Source organism: Vibrio sp. Evd11 (assembly GCF_900382755.1).
Taxonomy (GTDB): Bacteria; Pseudomonadota; Gammaproteobacteria; order Enterobacterales; family Vibrionaceae; genus Vibrio; species Vibrio lentus.
On sequence record NZ_OSDX01000093.1, the window covers coordinates 1 to 14,275 of the forward strand.

Annotated in this window: 18 protein-coding genes; 9 read left to right on the top strand and 9 right to left on the bottom strand. The window is 43.0% G+C overall.

The features are described from left to right. Positions 1 to 89 precede the first annotated feature (89 nt). Positions 90 to 509 carry a BLUF domain-containing protein gene (locus tag ED652_RS22435; RefSeq protein ID WP_122056234.1) on the top strand — a complete coding sequence of 140 codons (420 nt, stop codon included), beginning with the start codon at positions 90 to 92 and terminating at the stop codon, positions 507 to 509. Between the two features lie 243 nt (positions 510 to 752). Here ED652_RS22435 and ED652_RS22440 read toward each other — a convergent pair whose 3' ends face one another. Beyond that, positions 753 to 1,619 carry a LysR family transcriptional regulator gene (locus ED652_RS22440; protein ID WP_122056223.1) on the bottom strand — a complete coding sequence of 289 codons (867 nt, stop codon included), beginning with the start codon at positions 1,617 to 1,619 and terminating at the stop codon, positions 753 to 755. 141 nt (positions 1,620 to 1,760) lie between these two features. Between ED652_RS22440 and ED652_RS22445 the strand changes: the two genes are divergently transcribed. Next, on the top strand, positions 1,761 to 2,135 hold the full coding sequence (locus ED652_RS22445) for a nuclear transport factor 2 family protein (protein ID WP_122056224.1): 375 nt from the start codon (positions 1,761 to 1,763) through the stop codon (positions 2,133 to 2,135). Positions 2,136 to 2,348: 213 nt separating this feature from the next. On the opposite strand, the gene proX is transcribed toward ED652_RS22445, so the two are convergent. From proX to proV, 3 genes are read right to left on the bottom strand one after another with little or no spacing between them, the layout of a single operon-like run. Further along, on the bottom strand, positions 2,349 to 3,356 hold the full coding sequence (proX, locus tag ED652_RS22450; RefSeq protein WP_122056225.1) for a glycine betaine/L-proline ABC transporter substrate-binding protein ProX: 1,008 nt from the start codon (positions 3,354 to 3,356) through the stop codon (positions 2,349 to 2,351). Further along, positions 3,349 to 4,443: a glycine betaine/L-proline ABC transporter permease ProW gene (gene proW, locus ED652_RS22455; RefSeq protein WP_122056226.1), complete on the bottom strand. Its 1,095-nt coding sequence runs from the start codon at positions 4,441 to 4,443 to the stop codon at positions 3,349 to 3,351. The genes proX and proW overlap by 8 nt, the downstream gene beginning before the upstream one ends. A gap of 3 nt (positions 4,444 to 4,446) precedes the next feature. Next, the gene (gene proV / locus ED652_RS22460) at positions 4,447 to 5,634 is read right to left on the bottom strand and encodes a glycine betaine/L-proline ABC transporter ATP-binding protein ProV (protein ID WP_065112212.1); all 1,188 of its coding nucleotides are present in this window, start codon (positions 5,632 to 5,634) and stop codon (positions 4,447 to 4,449) included. A gap of 782 nt (positions 5,635 to 6,416) precedes the next feature. On the opposite strand from proV, the gene ED652_RS22465 reads away from it, so the two are divergent. Then, positions 6,417 to 7,154: an HAD-IIB family hydrolase gene (locus ED652_RS22465; RefSeq protein ID WP_122056227.1), complete on the top strand. Its 738-nt coding sequence runs from the start codon at positions 6,417 to 6,419 to the stop codon at positions 7,152 to 7,154. A gap of 53 nt (positions 7,155 to 7,207) precedes the next feature. Here ED652_RS22465 and ED652_RS22470 read toward each other — a convergent pair whose 3' ends face one another. Continuing rightward, positions 7,208 to 7,420, bottom strand: coding sequence for a TIGR02450 family Trp-rich protein (locus ED652_RS22470; protein WP_122056228.1), 213 nt, complete (start codon positions 7,418 to 7,420; stop codon positions 7,208 to 7,210). Between the two features lie 173 nt (positions 7,421 to 7,593). On the opposite strand from ED652_RS22470, the gene ED652_RS22475 reads away from it, so the two are divergent. Both ED652_RS22475 and ED652_RS22480 read left to right on the top strand, forming a co-directional pair. Beyond that, complete coding sequence (locus ED652_RS22475) at positions 7,594 to 7,869, top strand: nitrogenase-stabilizing/protective protein NifW (protein WP_065112208.1); 276 nt, start codon at positions 7,594 to 7,596, stop codon at positions 7,867 to 7,869. A 152-nt stretch (positions 7,870 to 8,021) separates the two neighbouring features. After that, the gene (locus tag ED652_RS22480) at positions 8,022 to 9,146 is read left to right on the top strand and encodes a M14-type cytosolic carboxypeptidase (protein WP_122056229.1); all 1,125 of its coding nucleotides are present in this window, start codon (positions 8,022 to 8,024) and stop codon (positions 9,144 to 9,146) included. 155 nt (positions 9,147 to 9,301) lie between these two features. Here ED652_RS22480 and ED652_RS22485 read toward each other — a convergent pair whose 3' ends face one another. Both ED652_RS22485 and ED652_RS22490 read right to left on the bottom strand, forming a co-directional pair. Then, complete coding sequence (locus ED652_RS22485; protein WP_017109877.1) at positions 9,302 to 9,658, bottom strand: hypothetical protein; 357 nt, start codon at positions 9,656 to 9,658, stop codon at positions 9,302 to 9,304. 218 nt (positions 9,659 to 9,876) lie between these two features. Next, entirely contained in the window at positions 9,877 to 10,503 is a 627-nt protein-coding gene (locus tag ED652_RS22490; RefSeq protein ID WP_122056230.1) for a LysE family translocator, read from the bottom strand. A gap of 258 nt (positions 10,504 to 10,761) precedes the next feature. On the opposite strand from ED652_RS22490, the gene ED652_RS22495 reads away from it, so the two are divergent. From ED652_RS22495 to ED652_RS22505, 3 genes are all read left to right on the top strand, one after another. Beyond that, positions 10,762 to 12,000, top strand: a complete 1,239-nt coding sequence (locus ED652_RS22495) for a DEAD/DEAH box helicase (RefSeq protein WP_122056231.1) — start codon at positions 10,762 to 10,764, stop codon at positions 11,998 to 12,000. A gap of 251 nt (positions 12,001 to 12,251) precedes the next feature. Then, positions 12,252 to 12,473, top strand: coding sequence for a hypothetical protein (locus ED652_RS22500; RefSeq protein WP_122056232.1), 222 nt, complete (start codon positions 12,252 to 12,254; stop codon positions 12,471 to 12,473). Between the two features lie 164 nt (positions 12,474 to 12,637). Further along, positions 12,638 to 12,940 (top strand): thiamine-binding protein, encoded by a 303-nt coding sequence (locus ED652_RS22505; protein ID WP_122056235.1) that lies wholly within the window; start codon positions 12,638 to 12,640, stop codon positions 12,938 to 12,940. A gap of 58 nt (positions 12,941 to 12,998) precedes the next feature. Here the strand turns inward: ED652_RS22505 and ED652_RS23850 are convergent, their stop codons facing one another. Together ED652_RS23850 and ED652_RS22510 are read right to left on the bottom strand one after the other, a co-directional pair. Then, positions 12,999 to 13,166, bottom strand: coding sequence for a hypothetical protein (locus ED652_RS23850; RefSeq protein WP_162929981.1), 168 nt, complete (start codon positions 13,164 to 13,166; stop codon positions 12,999 to 13,001). 109 nt (positions 13,167 to 13,275) lie between these two features. Beyond that, positions 13,276 to 13,536, bottom strand: a complete 261-nt coding sequence (locus tag ED652_RS22510) for a DUF1289 domain-containing protein (protein WP_122056233.1) — start codon at positions 13,534 to 13,536, stop codon at positions 13,276 to 13,278. Positions 13,537 to 13,726: 190 nt separating this feature from the next. Between ED652_RS22510 and ED652_RS22515 the strand changes: the two genes are divergently transcribed. Beyond that, positions 13,727 to 14,173, top strand: coding sequence for an META domain-containing protein (locus ED652_RS22515; protein ID WP_004734625.1), 447 nt, complete (start codon positions 13,727 to 13,729; stop codon positions 14,171 to 14,173). Positions 14,174 to 14,275 lie beyond the last annotated feature (102 nt).

Genomic DNA, 14,275 nt, shown 5'->3' on the forward strand with positions numbered 1-14,275 from the left:
CCGGACTTTCAGTCCGTAATACTAACCCACCTACTTTAGTAGGTGGTTGTTAAGTAATACCCTTTGAACAAAAATTCGAAATAATGCCTATGTTCCTAACTCGGTTAATTTATGTCAGTACCCTTTCCGAATGTTGTGATTCCAAAGCATTGGAGGAAATACTCGCTATCTCGCGAGATCATAATCGGCAGAGCCATTTAACGGGGCTTCTCAGCCATAATCAAAAGTACTTTCTTCAATGTATTGAAGGTTCTAGAGAGGCAGTTAACCACACGTACAACCATATTCTTAACGACGAGAGACACAATCACGTCGCAATACTTTATTTTAAAGAGATTGATAGCAGAGAATTTGGAGATTGGTCGATGGGAGACATTCCGCAATCCAATTTAACCGAACTGTTGAACTTACAGTTTTCAACCTCTGATCAATTTAACCCGTACGAAATGTCTGGCGAAAGTGCTTTTCGAATGCTTTTAGAGTTAAAGCAAAATTTGCCATCTGAATGACAAAGCCAACTAGTTATGCAGCGTTGTATTCTCGAAGGCCATCACTCCTTGTCCCTTACTCGCGCCGATACAGCACAAAATATGACAACAACGAGAGCACAACGCCTCACTCCCAGAAGGTAATTCCTAGAACTGCATGACTCACCCACATTCGATGCATGACTTGGTACAAAGATCAGACAATCAAGAAAACTCTTAGCTGTTGATAAGCAACAGTTGTTTTTTTTGCCAATACACACGCAATTAAACGAAGTTCTTTTTGAGCTTCTCTTCCAACGCTTGAATACAAAGTTTAATGGCGATCGGTGTGTTTGAAGAGAATGGGTTCAACGCATAAACGGTGTTAGTTGGTAATTGTGAACTTGGCATGATGTCGACCACCTCATCGGATAACTGATGAAGGTAGAAGTCTGGAATCACACCAATGCCAACGCCAGACTTGATCAAGGCGAGACAACTGTGAAAGGAGTTGGTAACGCAGCTGGCTGGCTGTTGGTAAATAAAGTCTTGTTCATTTTGCGAAGTAAAGTGATGAGTCACCTGTTTTCCCTGCCAAGAATTTGCGATGTAAGGAATAGATTCAAGCTCACGAGAGAGCATGCTTTCAACACCACATAACACGTCTTTAAATTCACCTAAACGCTTTTGCTTTAGGTTACTATCACGTGAACTGCCTACCCGTACTGCGAGATCAATATCGTGCTCCATGAAATCTAAGTGTTGATCATCACTAATCAGTTCTGGCCTTAACTTCGGATATTGCTTCATCAGTTCTGCAACAACAGGCGCAACCAACAAGTCCATCAACGCATTCGGTGCCGTGATACGAATCCGACCTTGTGGCTCTTCTAGCTCAGCTTTCGCCATATCCCAAGCCGATTCAGCGATCACGTTGATGTCTTTGCAACTCAAATAAAAACGCTCCCCCATACTGGTCAGCGATTGCCTGCGTGTTGTGCGCTTAAGAAGAGAAGCGCCTAGCTCTTGTTCTAAGATTTTGAGGTGCTGACTGACGACAGATTTAGACAACTCAAGCTTTTCAGCCGCAGCTGATACTGAACCCTGCTCTACGATATGAGCGAAAATCGACATCTGCTTTAACTTACTCATCTTATTATTCTCTTTTTACAAACAGTATTTTCTATTATCTCTGTTTTTCAAATCAATTTCCAAGACTAAACTCAATTCAACTTATCGAGATAGCAAATCAAAAAGACAGTGCTCGAAACAAGACTGTTATGGAGAAAGACAATGTTAGACAACCAAATCTTAGAAGCATGTAAGCAAGGCATTAACGCGTGGCAAAAAGCATTCAACAGCCAAGATGCAAAAGGTTGTGCAGACCAATACACGCAAGCATGTGTGATGGAAGCTCGTCCATTTGGTACTTTTGAAGGTCGTGAAGCGATTCAAGCGTTTTGGCAAAACATCATCGACCAAGGCTTCAAAGACGTTGATTACACCGATGTTAACTGGGAAGAGCACCCAGAAGGTGGTTACATTCTTACGGCTAGCTGGACAATGAACAAAGCTTTCGGCGTAGTACACCGCGAGCACTGGGCACTAGAGGCAGATGGTTGTGCTCGTTTAGTCAGCGATGACTTTGAAGTTCAAGGCGAGCGCTAGAGCTGTAATTAAAAGCTAGAAGCTCACAGCTCAAAAATAGAAACAGAAAACAAAAAGCCGGCAATCCAAATTGGACTGCTAGCTTTTTTAATGTTCACTCTTGTCGCCTTATCACTTCATTTGAAAGCGACTTAGTAAATCTACACGATCACAAAACACGCTCATAGTATCTAGACAAAATGTTAGGCTAGCTAGAACAAGTTTGAGTGACCGTTATAGTGAAGCTTGCTTTGCTTCAGCAATCCAAGCATCGAACGTATTTTGGTTCGCTTTAATCCAACCGTTAACGTGTGCTTCGATATCCGCAGAGCTGTTTTTACCTTTGCTCATCATCATGTTCTGAGCACTTACATCGTTGATGTTAAGTTTGATGATTTCGAAAAGTTTAGCCGCTGATGGGTTGTTCTTAGCAAACTCTTTGTTCGCAATAATGCGCATTGAGTTCATTTCGAAGCCGTAGTTTTTACCATTAGACAAAGTAGTATCAACATTCGTACGCTCACCAGGAAGTGAAGAGAATGGAACTTCTAGCCATACTACATCTTCGTTAGGCACCAATACGCCACTCACCCAGTATGGTGTCCACGTGTAGTAAAGAATTGATTCACCCTTTTGGTAACGTGAAATTGTGTCAGCAATAATCGCAGCATAGTTACCTTGGTTATGAGTTACTGTATCGTCCAATTTGAATGCCGATAGTTGGTGTTCGATAACCATTTCACAGCCCCAACCTGGGTTGCAGCCTGTTAGGTCTGCTTTGCCATCACCGTCTGCATCAAACAGCTTCGCGATTTTTGGATCAGTTAACTGACCAATATTAGTGATGTTGTACTTTTCTGCCGTTTTCTTATCAATTAGGTAACCTTGAGCGGCACCACTAACATACTGACCTTCGCGGTAGAATTTGTCATCGCCACCTGCCATTTTGTATTTATCAGCGTGTAGTGGGAACCAACCTACGGTTAGGAACGTTGCATCACCTTTTGCAATTGAGGTGTAAGCTACGTTGTAGTCCACTTCTTGTGTTGATTTCACGTCGTAGCCAAGCTCTTCTAGAGCACGGTTAACAATCAGTGTTTGGAACGTTTCTTCAGCAACTGAAGATTGAACAGGCTGAACTGATACACCTTCACCTGGCAAGCTTGCTGCCCACACGTTCGTTGATACAGCCAGTGTCGAAACGATGCTAACGGCTAGTTTGCTCTTCCATGAATTATTCATTGGTGTTTTTCCTTAGTTGTAGTTCTGATTGTTTACCGCGATTTATCGCATTTAGCACAAGGGAAACAGGCCCCATGTGATACCAGCGTAATTTTGTATTACCTGCATTTACCCCGAGAACTTGGGTAATGCGGTCAAGTAGGATTGCCAAAATAACAATGCCTAGACCACCAACAGCAGCCAGCCCCATATCTAAACGGCCGATACCTCTCAGTACCATTTGACCTAAACCGCCTACCGCGATCATTGATGCGATAACCACCATAGATAGCGACAACATTAGTGTTTGGTTTACGCCTGCCATGATGGTTGGCAAGGCCAAGGGCAGTTGAATTCGATATAGCATCTGCTTTTTGCTTGCACCGAATGAGTGACCCGCTTCGATCAGATCTTCCGGTACTTGCTGAATACCCAAGATGGTTAAACGTACCACTGGTGGCAATGCGAATATGATGGTTACCACGACGCCCGGAACGTTACCGATACCAAACAACATTACGATGGGTACGAGATAAACGAAGGCTGGCGTCGTTTGCATGGCGTCGAGAATTGGGCGTACGAATTTAGCCGCAGTATTACTACGAGCGAGCCATATCCCCATGGGTAAACCAATCAACAGGCAGAAGAAGACCGACGTCATAACCAGTGAAAGTGTGGTCATCGCTTCAGACCAAGCGCCAATCAAGCCAATGAACGTCAAAGAGACTGCAGTAGCCACACCAAGCTTCAGATTTGAAAACTGCCATGCGACGAGAAACAAGATGATCAACATGAATGGAGCTGGTGTAGACACCAATGCCGTTTCAAATGAACTCAAAATGAAATCGATAGGCACACGTATTGCCTGAAATAACGGGCGTCCGTGCTCAACTAGCCAATTCAATCCAGACTCAACCCAAGTATCAACAGGCAGAACGGCTTCTGCAAAAGGATTAAGTGGATCAAAAGGAATGGTTTCTACAGTTTCGCTGCTTAGCCAATCTGCCGATGGTGAAGTATCCGCGGCTTGGCCCCAAGGATCACTTGCAGGTTGAGCTGCAGGTGCAGATTGCGACCATGGGTCATTATTTGTTTGTTCCGACGACATGATCTATCCCTTATCCAATGTTTGTAGCAGTCGTGATTTCGTCACAACGCCGAAGTAATTACCTTTATCGTCCACAACCGGAACGGAATAAGGCACGCCACCCACAAGGCCAAGTACATCATTGATTGGTAAATCTGGATTGAGAGTTAAGCCATCATCTAGCTGTGCGCTAACTAACGATTTGTTCTCTTTATGGGCTTTACGAAGGGACTCGATAGACACAATGCCTGAGTAGTGACTGCTCTTCTCAACAACGATGCCGTATTCGCGGTCGTTATCCATCAAGATTTGTAGGGCGGACGCTGGGCCGTCATGCTCTGACTTCTTAAATACCGCAGCAGGCTTCTTACGTGCAATGTCTTTCACAGTAAGAACACTTGCTACATTCACGCCACGGAAAAAGGCTTCAACGTAGTCGTTCGCTGGGTTATTTAAGATCTCGTCAGGAGTACCAACTTGAACCACTTCGCCATTTTGCATAATCGCAATTCGATCACCGATACGCATCGCTTCATCCAAATCATGCGAGATGAAAACAATCGTTCGTTTATCGTCATTTTGAAGTCGAATTAGCTCGTCTTGCATTTCAGTACGAATCAAAGGATCGAGCGCAGAAAATGCTTCGTCCATTAACAGAATATCGGGGTCGCAAGCTAGAGCACGAGCCAAACCTACACGCTGCTTCATACCACCAGACAACTCATCTGGGTAAGATTCCGAATACGCTCCAAGACCTACTCGCTCTAACGCTTCAAATGCTGACTGTTTTCGCTTATCGACTTCAACACCCGCTAGCTCAAGACCAAATGCGGCATTTTCAATTACTGTCATGTGAGGCATCAATGCGAAGTTTTGGAAAACCATTGAGATGTTGTTGCGGCGGACTTCGCGGAGTTCATCTTCTGAAATGTGGGCAATGTCTTTGCCTCGAAGAAGCACATTACCTTTGGTAGGTTCAATCAAGCGGTTAAGAAGGCGTACTAGGGTTGATTTGCCAGATCCTGACAGTCCCATTATTACGAAAATCTCGCCTTCTTGAATGCTAAGAGAAACATCGTTAACGCCGATCGTTAAACCTGTTTCTTCGAAAACTTTATCTTTGTTCGCGCCTTCATTAATCATTGTAAAAGCACGGTCGGTGTCTTCACCAAACACCTTGTACAGTCCCTTAACTTCCAGTATGGGATCCATGTAATCTAATCCTTTCTTAGTTATTTAAACTAATAGTTATTTAAACTTAAAAACGGTTGTTTAAACTTAAAAATGGTTATTTAAACCCGAAAAAACGATTAGCACTCTAAGCAATTAAACCCTGTAAATCAAGGGGTCTCGTTCTGTAAAAATGGAAAGGAATCGTTAAAAACCCAACCAAAACAAAGATTAAATATCAAACACAAAATCAGCAAAACACTGATAACAAATAGATTTAAATCTCAAGTAACACCTGCAATATTATGTATTACTTACTGATAGATTATTGAATATTTATTTCACATCAGGACGATTAATAGGCTAAATAGACCAAGAATACGTACAAATGGTTCGTGTACAAATAATTCGAATACAAACCATTTAACGACGATTTTGGCGTCACTTCAAAACTGGAGATTAGCTCTCTTGCGAGGGTCAAATACTCCCGCAGCCTTTGCTTATACAACACGAAGGGCCTGCACAAAATTAACGAAGAAAAATAGGCATTCAAAGTGATAAGTCAAACGAATAGAGAAGCAAAGAGTCACCGCAAAAAAGTAGACACAACCGGTAAAATGGAACCCAATTAGGCACGGTTAAAATTGATAGAATTATCTTTAATATCGAGAACATAACGCCGACTGTGACGCTTGCTGCAAACTATTGAATGTCGATTACCTAAGCCAAAAGACAACTTGTAGAGTACTCATTGCTGAGCCATTATTTATATAAGAAATGGACATACTTTCCGCGATGATTAAAGAAAAGGACAAGGCACTCGAATGATAAAAATGTTGGTGTGTGACTTTGATGGGACGCTTGATGGAGGTTCATCTCATGGGGTTAATCAATTATTTGACTACTTAACTGAGCAATCTGATATCCGATTTATCATTGCGACAGGAAGAACCCTACCCTCTATTAGGGTGGGTTTGGCGTCGGATAACTACCCGAAACCACACAGTATTATCAGCGATGTGGGCACCAGAATTCACCACGACCACTCCCAAAAGCCCGATCATATTTGGCATAACCAATTAGAAGCGTCGTGGAACAAATCAAAGGTAGAGTCAGCACTTGCGCCACTCGATTTCATGGGAGAACGCTTAGAGAGCCACCAAGGCGACTACAAGATTACCTTTGAAGGAAAACTATCTGAGCCTCAACACGAGCTGATCGAATCGAGCTTGGAGTCGCACGGATTGGATGTACACCTCACCTACTCTCACGATTGGTATTTGGACATCACACCGAAGGGCGTCAACAAGGCGACTGCGATTCATCACCTGCTCAAACAACATGATTTGAGCATTGAAGAAGTGTGCGTAGCGGGTGATTCTGCCAACGACACCTCTATGTTGACGATAGAGGGCGTAAACTCGATCTTGGTGGCTAATCATTACCCTGAGGTTGCTCACCTATCGGATAGAGACAACGTGTATACCAGCAGAGCAACACACGCTGAGGGTGTATTAGAGGGGCTCAAGTACTGGCAATTACGCACGGTATCTGGCAGTTAAAACTGGCAGATCTGGGCTTTGTTGTCCTTACTTCAGGTGCTGACTTCCCATCTTTATTTCCAACCAGGAAGCCAATGATCTTTGTCGGTCAAATCCCACCAATTGATGGCTTCTTCTCGTTTGGTCATCACCGCTTCTATTAAGCAACGAATCACCTCCCCTTCTTCGAATTCAACCTCAGTAATCATGAAGTGTTTCTCCTTCTTGACTGGGCTAACCGCGGTCCATTTACTACGAAGTAACTTCTTTGGGTTGATTCGATTCATGATTTTTTCCTGCACAGTTTATTGATGTTTTATCTATAAGCCTCAGAGAGTTAAAAGGATCACTTAAAGTTAAAAAGCCCACAACTAGAATCTGGATAAGTCATAACTAAAGTCAATAAAACAAGTCTTTGACTCGGTACAATAGTTACTACCATTTCAGAGACTAACTCCCCATGAACCAAACAGAATTCCAACAAAAAATAGCGAGTTTCACTTCGATTGAACAAGCGCTTGATTACTTTGAAATTGGATTTGATAGCAAGTTCATCGACCAAAATAGAATAGAGCTTGTAAAGCGCTTCAATGGTTATCTGATCCTGTCAAAGCCGGATGATTGGTTTTCTGGAAGAAGAGCGCTGAAAAATGCCTATTGTAAGGTGCAACGCAGTAAGTTGGATCGCTACACACGATCAGCCTGTCGTGGTTGCACAACTTGCCAACGCCGATAGCTCAAAGTTAACAGTTAAACAGCTGACGATTTAAAAGTAGGCAGCTAAAAAACAGATAGCTGAAATAACATCTCATTACGATTTAGTTAGTGGTTTGCTCGAAAAAAAGTGTGCTAATCTTACGGCAACTCAACTACGAGATAAAAACTACAATGAAAATTTTCAGCAACTTCGAAAGCGGCAACATTCACGTCGTTTCAGCAGATTCACCACAAAACATTCAACTGACGATCCCAGCAGACAACCAGACTGAAATCTCTCAGTGGTTCCACTTCCGTTTAGAGAGTGAAGCTCAACAAGCTCATCACTTTGAAATCGGTCAATTGGCAACTTCTGCTTATCCTGAAGGCTGGAAAGATTACGATGTGGTTGCATCTTATGACCGTGAAGAATGGTTCCGTATCCCATCTCAGTTCGATGGCGACACACTAAGTTTCGACATCATTCCTGAACACGATTCAATGTACTTCGCGTACTTCGCGCCGTACTCATACGATCGTCATCAAGATCTTCTGCACAGTGCTCAAACGCACCCTGCTTGTAAGCTAGAAACTCTGGGTCACACATTAGACAACAATGACATCACTTTGCTAACTATCGGTGAGCCAAGTGAAGAGAAGAAAAACATCTGGGTTATTGGTCGCCAACACCCTGGCGAGACCATGGCTGAATGGCTAATCGAAGGCTTGCTTCAACGTCTACTCGATGAGACAGACACAGTAGGCCGCTCACTGCTAGACAGCGTTGTATTACGTGTTGTGCCTAACATGAACCCAGATGGCAGCATCCGCGGTCACTTACGTACTAACGCGATTGGCGTTAACCTGAACCGTGAATGGCAATCACCTTCTATGGAACGCAGCCCAGAAGTATTCCTTGTTCGCGAGCGCATGCTAGAAACGGGCGTTGACCTATGTCTAGACATTCACGGCGACGAAGCAATCCCGTATAACTTTGTCGCGGGTAGCGAAGGCACGCCTTCATACAACGAACGCATTGCAAAACTAGAGAATCACTTCAAGCAAGCGCTTCTGACTATCACGCCAGAGTTCCAAGATGAATTTGGTTACGATAAAGACGAGCCAGGCAAAGCGAATATGACGGTTGGCACAAACTGGATCAGCGAGCAGTTCAAATGTTTGGCTTACACCGTAGAGATGCCATTTAAAGATCACATCAGCCACGCTGACGAACTGTACGGTTGGTCTCCAGAGCGTAGCGTTGCATTTGGTCACGACATGCTGGCAGCGGTTTGGGCAACAGTAGACGAGCTATAAAACGAACCATAAGACGAACTAAGCTCCTTAGTTTGTCCGTATAGTTAGTTTGCTTACACATATAGCAAAGCCCTGCACTTGTGAAAGTGCTAGGCTTTTTAATATCTGCTTTGATAGGTAACTTGAGCTTGAAGGTCTCTAACTTTAAAAGCTATCTATGCCACTCTGAGGCTAGCAAAAAACACTGGGTATCTTTGCCTAATGTGCCTTTGTTCTGACACCATATCTTTGAAGCTTGGTCCTTGTAACAACTGAACAATCACTTCATCACCTTCTTGTCGCAGCACTGCACCACTAATATCAATAGTGTTGTTATCGTGCAGTCTTAAACTGCCCGCCATTGAGAAGCCTCGATAAACAGGAATGATGTTACGCATCATCAAGCGCACACCCTTTTCAGACACTTCACTGACATGAAAAAGCTCATCCTTAATTCGCATCACTGGACGTGCCTTTTTTGGGTACTTCAAGCGGTAATATTTGCGTTTCTGGGTGAATGACTCTTCACTCATCTGTTACTCCCTGTCTCTGTTTACTCGGTCAAGCAATAGTCGTTAGCTTCAATTGGATTCCGAACAAATACATTCACCAAATTGATAGCTGGTTATTATATCGACTTTACGAGCCAATGCTTTAGGGATTTATACAGAGGAACAAGAATTACTGAGTATTCAGTAAAAAGTGAGATGTGAGTCGGATATGTCAGGAGCTCGACTGTTAGCGATGAATCCTAAAGCTGAAACAACGCCAATTGAATACTGAAGCCAACAAACAACAACCCGCACACAATGTTCATCCATTGAGAAGTGCGCTTTTGAGTCAATAACCTCTTAAACGTATCAGCCATCAGAATGACAACCAAAAACCAGGTAGCAACCACTGTCGCCTGTATCGCGCCCAATATTAAGCTGTCGGATACAATGTTGTCCGTAGAAACAAACTGAGGGAATATTGAAAGGTAAAACAGGACAATTTTAGGGTTGAGTAAGTTGGTCAATAACCCTTTCACAAATTGATGATAAAGCTTACTTCCCGATGCACTTACCACAGCAAGCACGCCCTCTTGAGCTCGCAGTGCCGCTCGAAAGTGATTATAACCAAGCCAGACTAAGTACAAGACGCCCAGCCACTTAAGCCCTTCAAACGCCATTGGGGTCTGAGATAACAGTAAGCTCATGCCATTCGCAGAAACAAACGCATGAAAAAAGAACCCGCATGACACACCCAACACGTTAATAAACGCAAACAGCTTTCTTTGGGTTAAAGCTGTGCTCAATACTAACAGAGCATTTGGGCCTGGAATAATGGCAATAAAAAACACGATGACAATAAATAGCCAGATACTTTCCCAACTCATTTCGCTCTCATTTCCTTATTGCTTCCTAATCATTCTTGATCGTTTTAGGGCGGGTATTGTACGTCCATTCAACACCATTACAATATGCCAAACGTTTATTAGCTTATGCTCAGCTCGCTTGTCTTGGTTCGCTTATATGGATAACGCATAAAATTAACGTGTATAATTCACCCGTTTATCCTGTAACGCTGCAAAACTCATTCTCTAACATTTATAGCCCTGTTAGACTCCACCTCCCTTTTGATACTTGGTTCATTTATGTCATTTAATAGCCTAACTCTAAACGCTCAAACTCTTGCTGCGATTCCCACCCACCTCCAGACTCCTACAGAGGTGCAGCAATCGGCTATTCCCCATATTGTTTCGGGCAAAGACGTTCTCGCCTTAGCCCAAACAGGCAGTGGGAAAACATTGGCGTTTGGCTTACCTGTATTAAATAGCATCAATGCTGCAATTCACGAACTGCAAGCGGTCATCATTGTTCCAACCCGTGAGCTTGCCTCTCAAGTAGCCAAAGCTCTAGAACCCATCGCAACCGTACTTGATATCAAAACGGTGACATTGACTGGTGGAGTTGATATCGATAGCCAGCAACAGCAATTGTTAGAAAAGCCACAACTCGTGATCGCAACTCCTGGCCGCCTACTTGCCGTGATGCAAGAGAACAAGCTAGTGCTAAGCCAATGCGAGTCTTTAGTTCTTGATGAGGCAGACCGTTTACTCGACATGGGTTTTTGGCCGGATATTCAAACCATTATTTCTGCTCTTCCTAAAAAGCATCAAACACTGCTGTTTTCGGCTACGTTGCCAAAAGAGCTGGTCAGTCAGGCCAAGGCGCTTCTTACTAATCCAGTAAAGATCACGACGCATCAAGAGAACAGTGTCGTTTCGGCCATTGAAGAAACGCTCTACCTAGTGAATAAGGGAAGCAAACCTCAAACACTGATTGCGTTACTGAACCAACATCAGTGGCCACAGGTGCTGGTTTTCATCAGTGCCAAAGACAATGCAGACTCACTAACCAAGCGATTGAATAAAGCAAAAATTAGCGTAAATGCCTTACACGGCAACAAAAACCAAGAAGAAAGAACGCAAGCATTAGAAAGTTTCAAAAATGGTGAAACACGAGTGTTAATCGCAACTGATGTGATGGCTAGAGGCATACATATAGACCAACTACCTGTAGTCATTAACTTTGACTTGCCATCTCACTCTGCCACTTACGTACACCGTGTCGGACGCACAGCCAGAGCAGGAAGCACTGGATTCGCAATTTCCCTTGTGAGCCACGGTGAAACTGAGCATTTAGACGCCATTCGAACTCTCACCAACAAAGCACTTCCGTTGCAGTCATTAGAAGGGTTTCCGGTAACAGATAAACCCGCATCTGAAGCAACAGCGAGGAAACGTCCGCCAAAGGACAAAATGGCCAATCGCAGAACGGCAAAAAAGAAGAGTGTTAAGCAATTTAGGAGCAAGCCAAATTCTTCGAGATAACTAGTTCTTCAAAATAACCATAGAAAATCGATTAGCCCAGTATTAACTGGGCTTTTTTATTCAAAGAAAAACTGCCAGCTAAACCTGAAAAAGACCGCTTAATCACACCAAGTTAAATGACACTTTTATGAATTATGATGCCAACGTATTGATTCTTGGTTGCTCAAAAAAAATACTTTCTGATCACGTTGACGCCCTTATATCTGGCAACTAGATTTTTCTATTAGTGTCTAAAACAGGAGGTCATTGAAATGAAACGTGCTAGCTCTACATATCGATTGCAACTGATTAAGGAAGTGGCAACTCGCCGAGATCGTCAGTGTTCCAATGACCCGATGGCAAACTACATACAAAACCTAATAGATAACAAAGACGAGAGTGACTGTTCTATTGAACGCAACCACAGGTTCAGTGGCAGTCATTTCGATGAGCACATAGGCGGCTGGGTTAGCGACCACTGGGGTAGTAAGTAGGCTATAAGCTCATAAGCGAATAAGCGAATAAGCGAATAAGCGAATAAGCGAATAAGCCAGCATAACCGCTGTAGAATTTATCTCCGCATTAATCTATTATCTGCAACAATTTCCCTTCATTGAGTAAGCAGAAAGTGTCTGAGTTAAAAAGAGAAAAAGAAGTGATGGTTGCCTTCCAAGTGTTCCCTCGCGTTAAAGAAGGCAACAATTTCGAAGTGGTTGATAAAGCGATTGAAGTAGTGAAAGCCGCTGATGTTCCTTTTCAAATTGGTGCGATGGAAACCACAATGAAAGGTGAGCTCAACCAATTACTCGAGATCATTAAAAAGGCTGAGCAAGCTTGTTACGATGCAGGGGCTGTAGAAGTCATAACCAACATTAAGATTCATAGTAAGACCACCGAGGCCGATGATACATTTTGCACGTACCATCGTGGTGTAAGGAAAGCGAATCACATGTTTGTTTAAGAAGACGTTCATTTACGAAAATGTGACTATTGAGAAAGACTCTGATGAACCAGTGACGTTATTGAAAAGGCATATCCGAAAGGTGAGAAAGGATTTCCATTCGCTCTTCTTCTGACATCGAATGCCAATCACGCGCACTCCCTTCAGGGTCATCTTTCGCCCCAATCGGTTTTCTATCCAGTGCTTTGACTGGTTTTTTTTTGATTTTCACGTCCTTTTTATTCATACCGACACCACTCCTTCTGGTACAAAGGTACCTACTTTAATATTACACCCCAACCATTATGTAAAGTAATAGTTACTTCGGAGTTAAATAAAAACTCAATAGTTATTGTTTAGCCGAAAAGATCTCTTTGGGGACTTGTGTTTCCCTCTTCTTCTTCAGGCTTACCAACCAAGTTGTTTTGCTTCATTATTTTTCTTCTATAGCGCTGACGGCATAATTTTATGACATGCAACTGCTCCGCAGATGTCATCGACATCCAATTAAAGCGCTCTTCTCTTTTGCGCATACAGCCATGGCAATAGCCTTTTCCATCGCTTGAGCAAACACCAACACAAGGGCTTGGAACTTGGAAAAACTCTAACTGCTCCACCCTGTCTCCTTACACATCGAAATTAAGCTTACTAATTCAAAAATAAGCGATTAATTTGTCGCCAGACCGATTAAATCCATACTAAACTATGACCTTATACTGACACATATAGTGTTTTGTAAACTATACTTTGAACCCATCAAGTTACACATATTCAGTAACTTCGTTCTTTCCTTTGGAGCCTTATAATATGAAGTTTAGTTCAAAAAAATTACTAGCAGTAGCCGCTTTACCTATGATGTTAGCAGCATGCACAACAACAGGTGATAACGCGATGCAAGTAACGCCAACCGATCTACAGCACCATAATTGGGAACTTGCGCAAATTGATGGCAAGGACATTGTGAAAAGCGAAGACCAAGCAGCTCCTCGTCTAGAGATCGGCGAAAAGATGACTGCAAACGGCATGGCTGGTTGTAACAACTTCTTCGGTCAAGGCGAGCTGAAAGACGGTCAATTCCGTATCAAGCAAATGGGCATGACAATGAAAATGTGTCACGGATCAGCAATGGAAATCGAACAATCGGTTTCAGCTACTCTAAGCGAGTGGAGCGACGTAACCCTAACAAACGATACGCTAGTACTGAAAAACGATGTACACACACTAACGTACACAATTCGTGACTGGGTAAACTAATCCGTCATTGAAAACAGATATCGATTAAAGGAGCCTTCATGGCTTAATGCCGATCAGTTAGAACTAAAGTGATCGGTTGAACGATCCTTCAGAGCTGTCAAA

Coding starts and splice junctions, on each gene's coding strand:
- ED652_RS22435 (WP_122056234.1), top strand. CDS start 90: ATGTTCCTAACTCGGTTAATTTATGTCAGTACCCTTTCCGAATGTTGT.
- ED652_RS22440 (WP_122056223.1), bottom strand. CDS start 1,619: ATGAGTAAGTTAAAGCAGATGTCGATTTTCGCTCATATCGTAGAGCAG.
- ED652_RS22445 (WP_122056224.1), top strand. CDS start 1,761: ATGTTAGACAACCAAATCTTAGAAGCATGTAAGCAAGGCATTAACGCG.
- proX (WP_122056225.1), bottom strand. CDS start 3,356: ATGAATAATTCATGGAAGAGCAAACTAGCCGTTAGCATCGTTTCGACA.
- proW (WP_122056226.1), bottom strand. CDS start 4,443: ATGTCGTCGGAACAAACAAATAATGACCCATGGTCGCAATCTGCACCT.
- proV (WP_065112212.1), bottom strand. CDS start 5,634: ATGGATCCCATACTGGAAGTTAAGGGACTGTACAAGGTGTTTGGTGAA.
- ED652_RS22465 (WP_122056227.1), top strand. CDS start 6,417: ATGATAAAAATGTTGGTGTGTGACTTTGATGGGACGCTTGATGGAGGT.
- ED652_RS22470 (WP_122056228.1), bottom strand. CDS start 7,420: ATGAATCGAATCAACCCAAAGAAGTTACTTCGTAGTAAATGGACCGCG.
- ED652_RS22475 (WP_065112208.1), top strand. CDS start 7,594: ATGAACCAAACAGAATTCCAACAAAAAATAGCGAGTTTCACTTCGATT.
- ED652_RS22480 (WP_122056229.1), top strand. CDS start 8,022: ATGAAAATTTTCAGCAACTTCGAAAGCGGCAACATTCACGTCGTTTCA.
- ED652_RS22485 (WP_017109877.1), bottom strand. CDS start 9,658: ATGAGTGAAGAGTCATTCACCCAGAAACGCAAATATTACCGCTTGAAG.
- ED652_RS22490 (WP_122056230.1), bottom strand. CDS start 10,503: ATGAGTTGGGAAAGTATCTGGCTATTTATTGTCATCGTGTTTTTTATT.
- ED652_RS22495 (WP_122056231.1), top strand. CDS start 10,762: ATGTCATTTAATAGCCTAACTCTAAACGCTCAAACTCTTGCTGCGATT.
- ED652_RS22500 (WP_122056232.1), top strand. CDS start 12,252: ATGAAACGTGCTAGCTCTACATATCGATTGCAACTGATTAAGGAAGTG.
- ED652_RS22505 (WP_122056235.1), top strand. CDS start 12,638: ATGGTTGCCTTCCAAGTGTTCCCTCGCGTTAAAGAAGGCAACAATTTC.
- ED652_RS23850 (WP_162929981.1), bottom strand. CDS start 13,166: ATGAATAAAAAGGACGTGAAAATCAAAAAAAAACCAGTCAAAGCACTG.
- ED652_RS22515 (WP_004734625.1), top strand. CDS start 13,727: ATGAAGTTTAGTTCAAAAAAATTACTAGCAGTAGCCGCTTTACCTATG.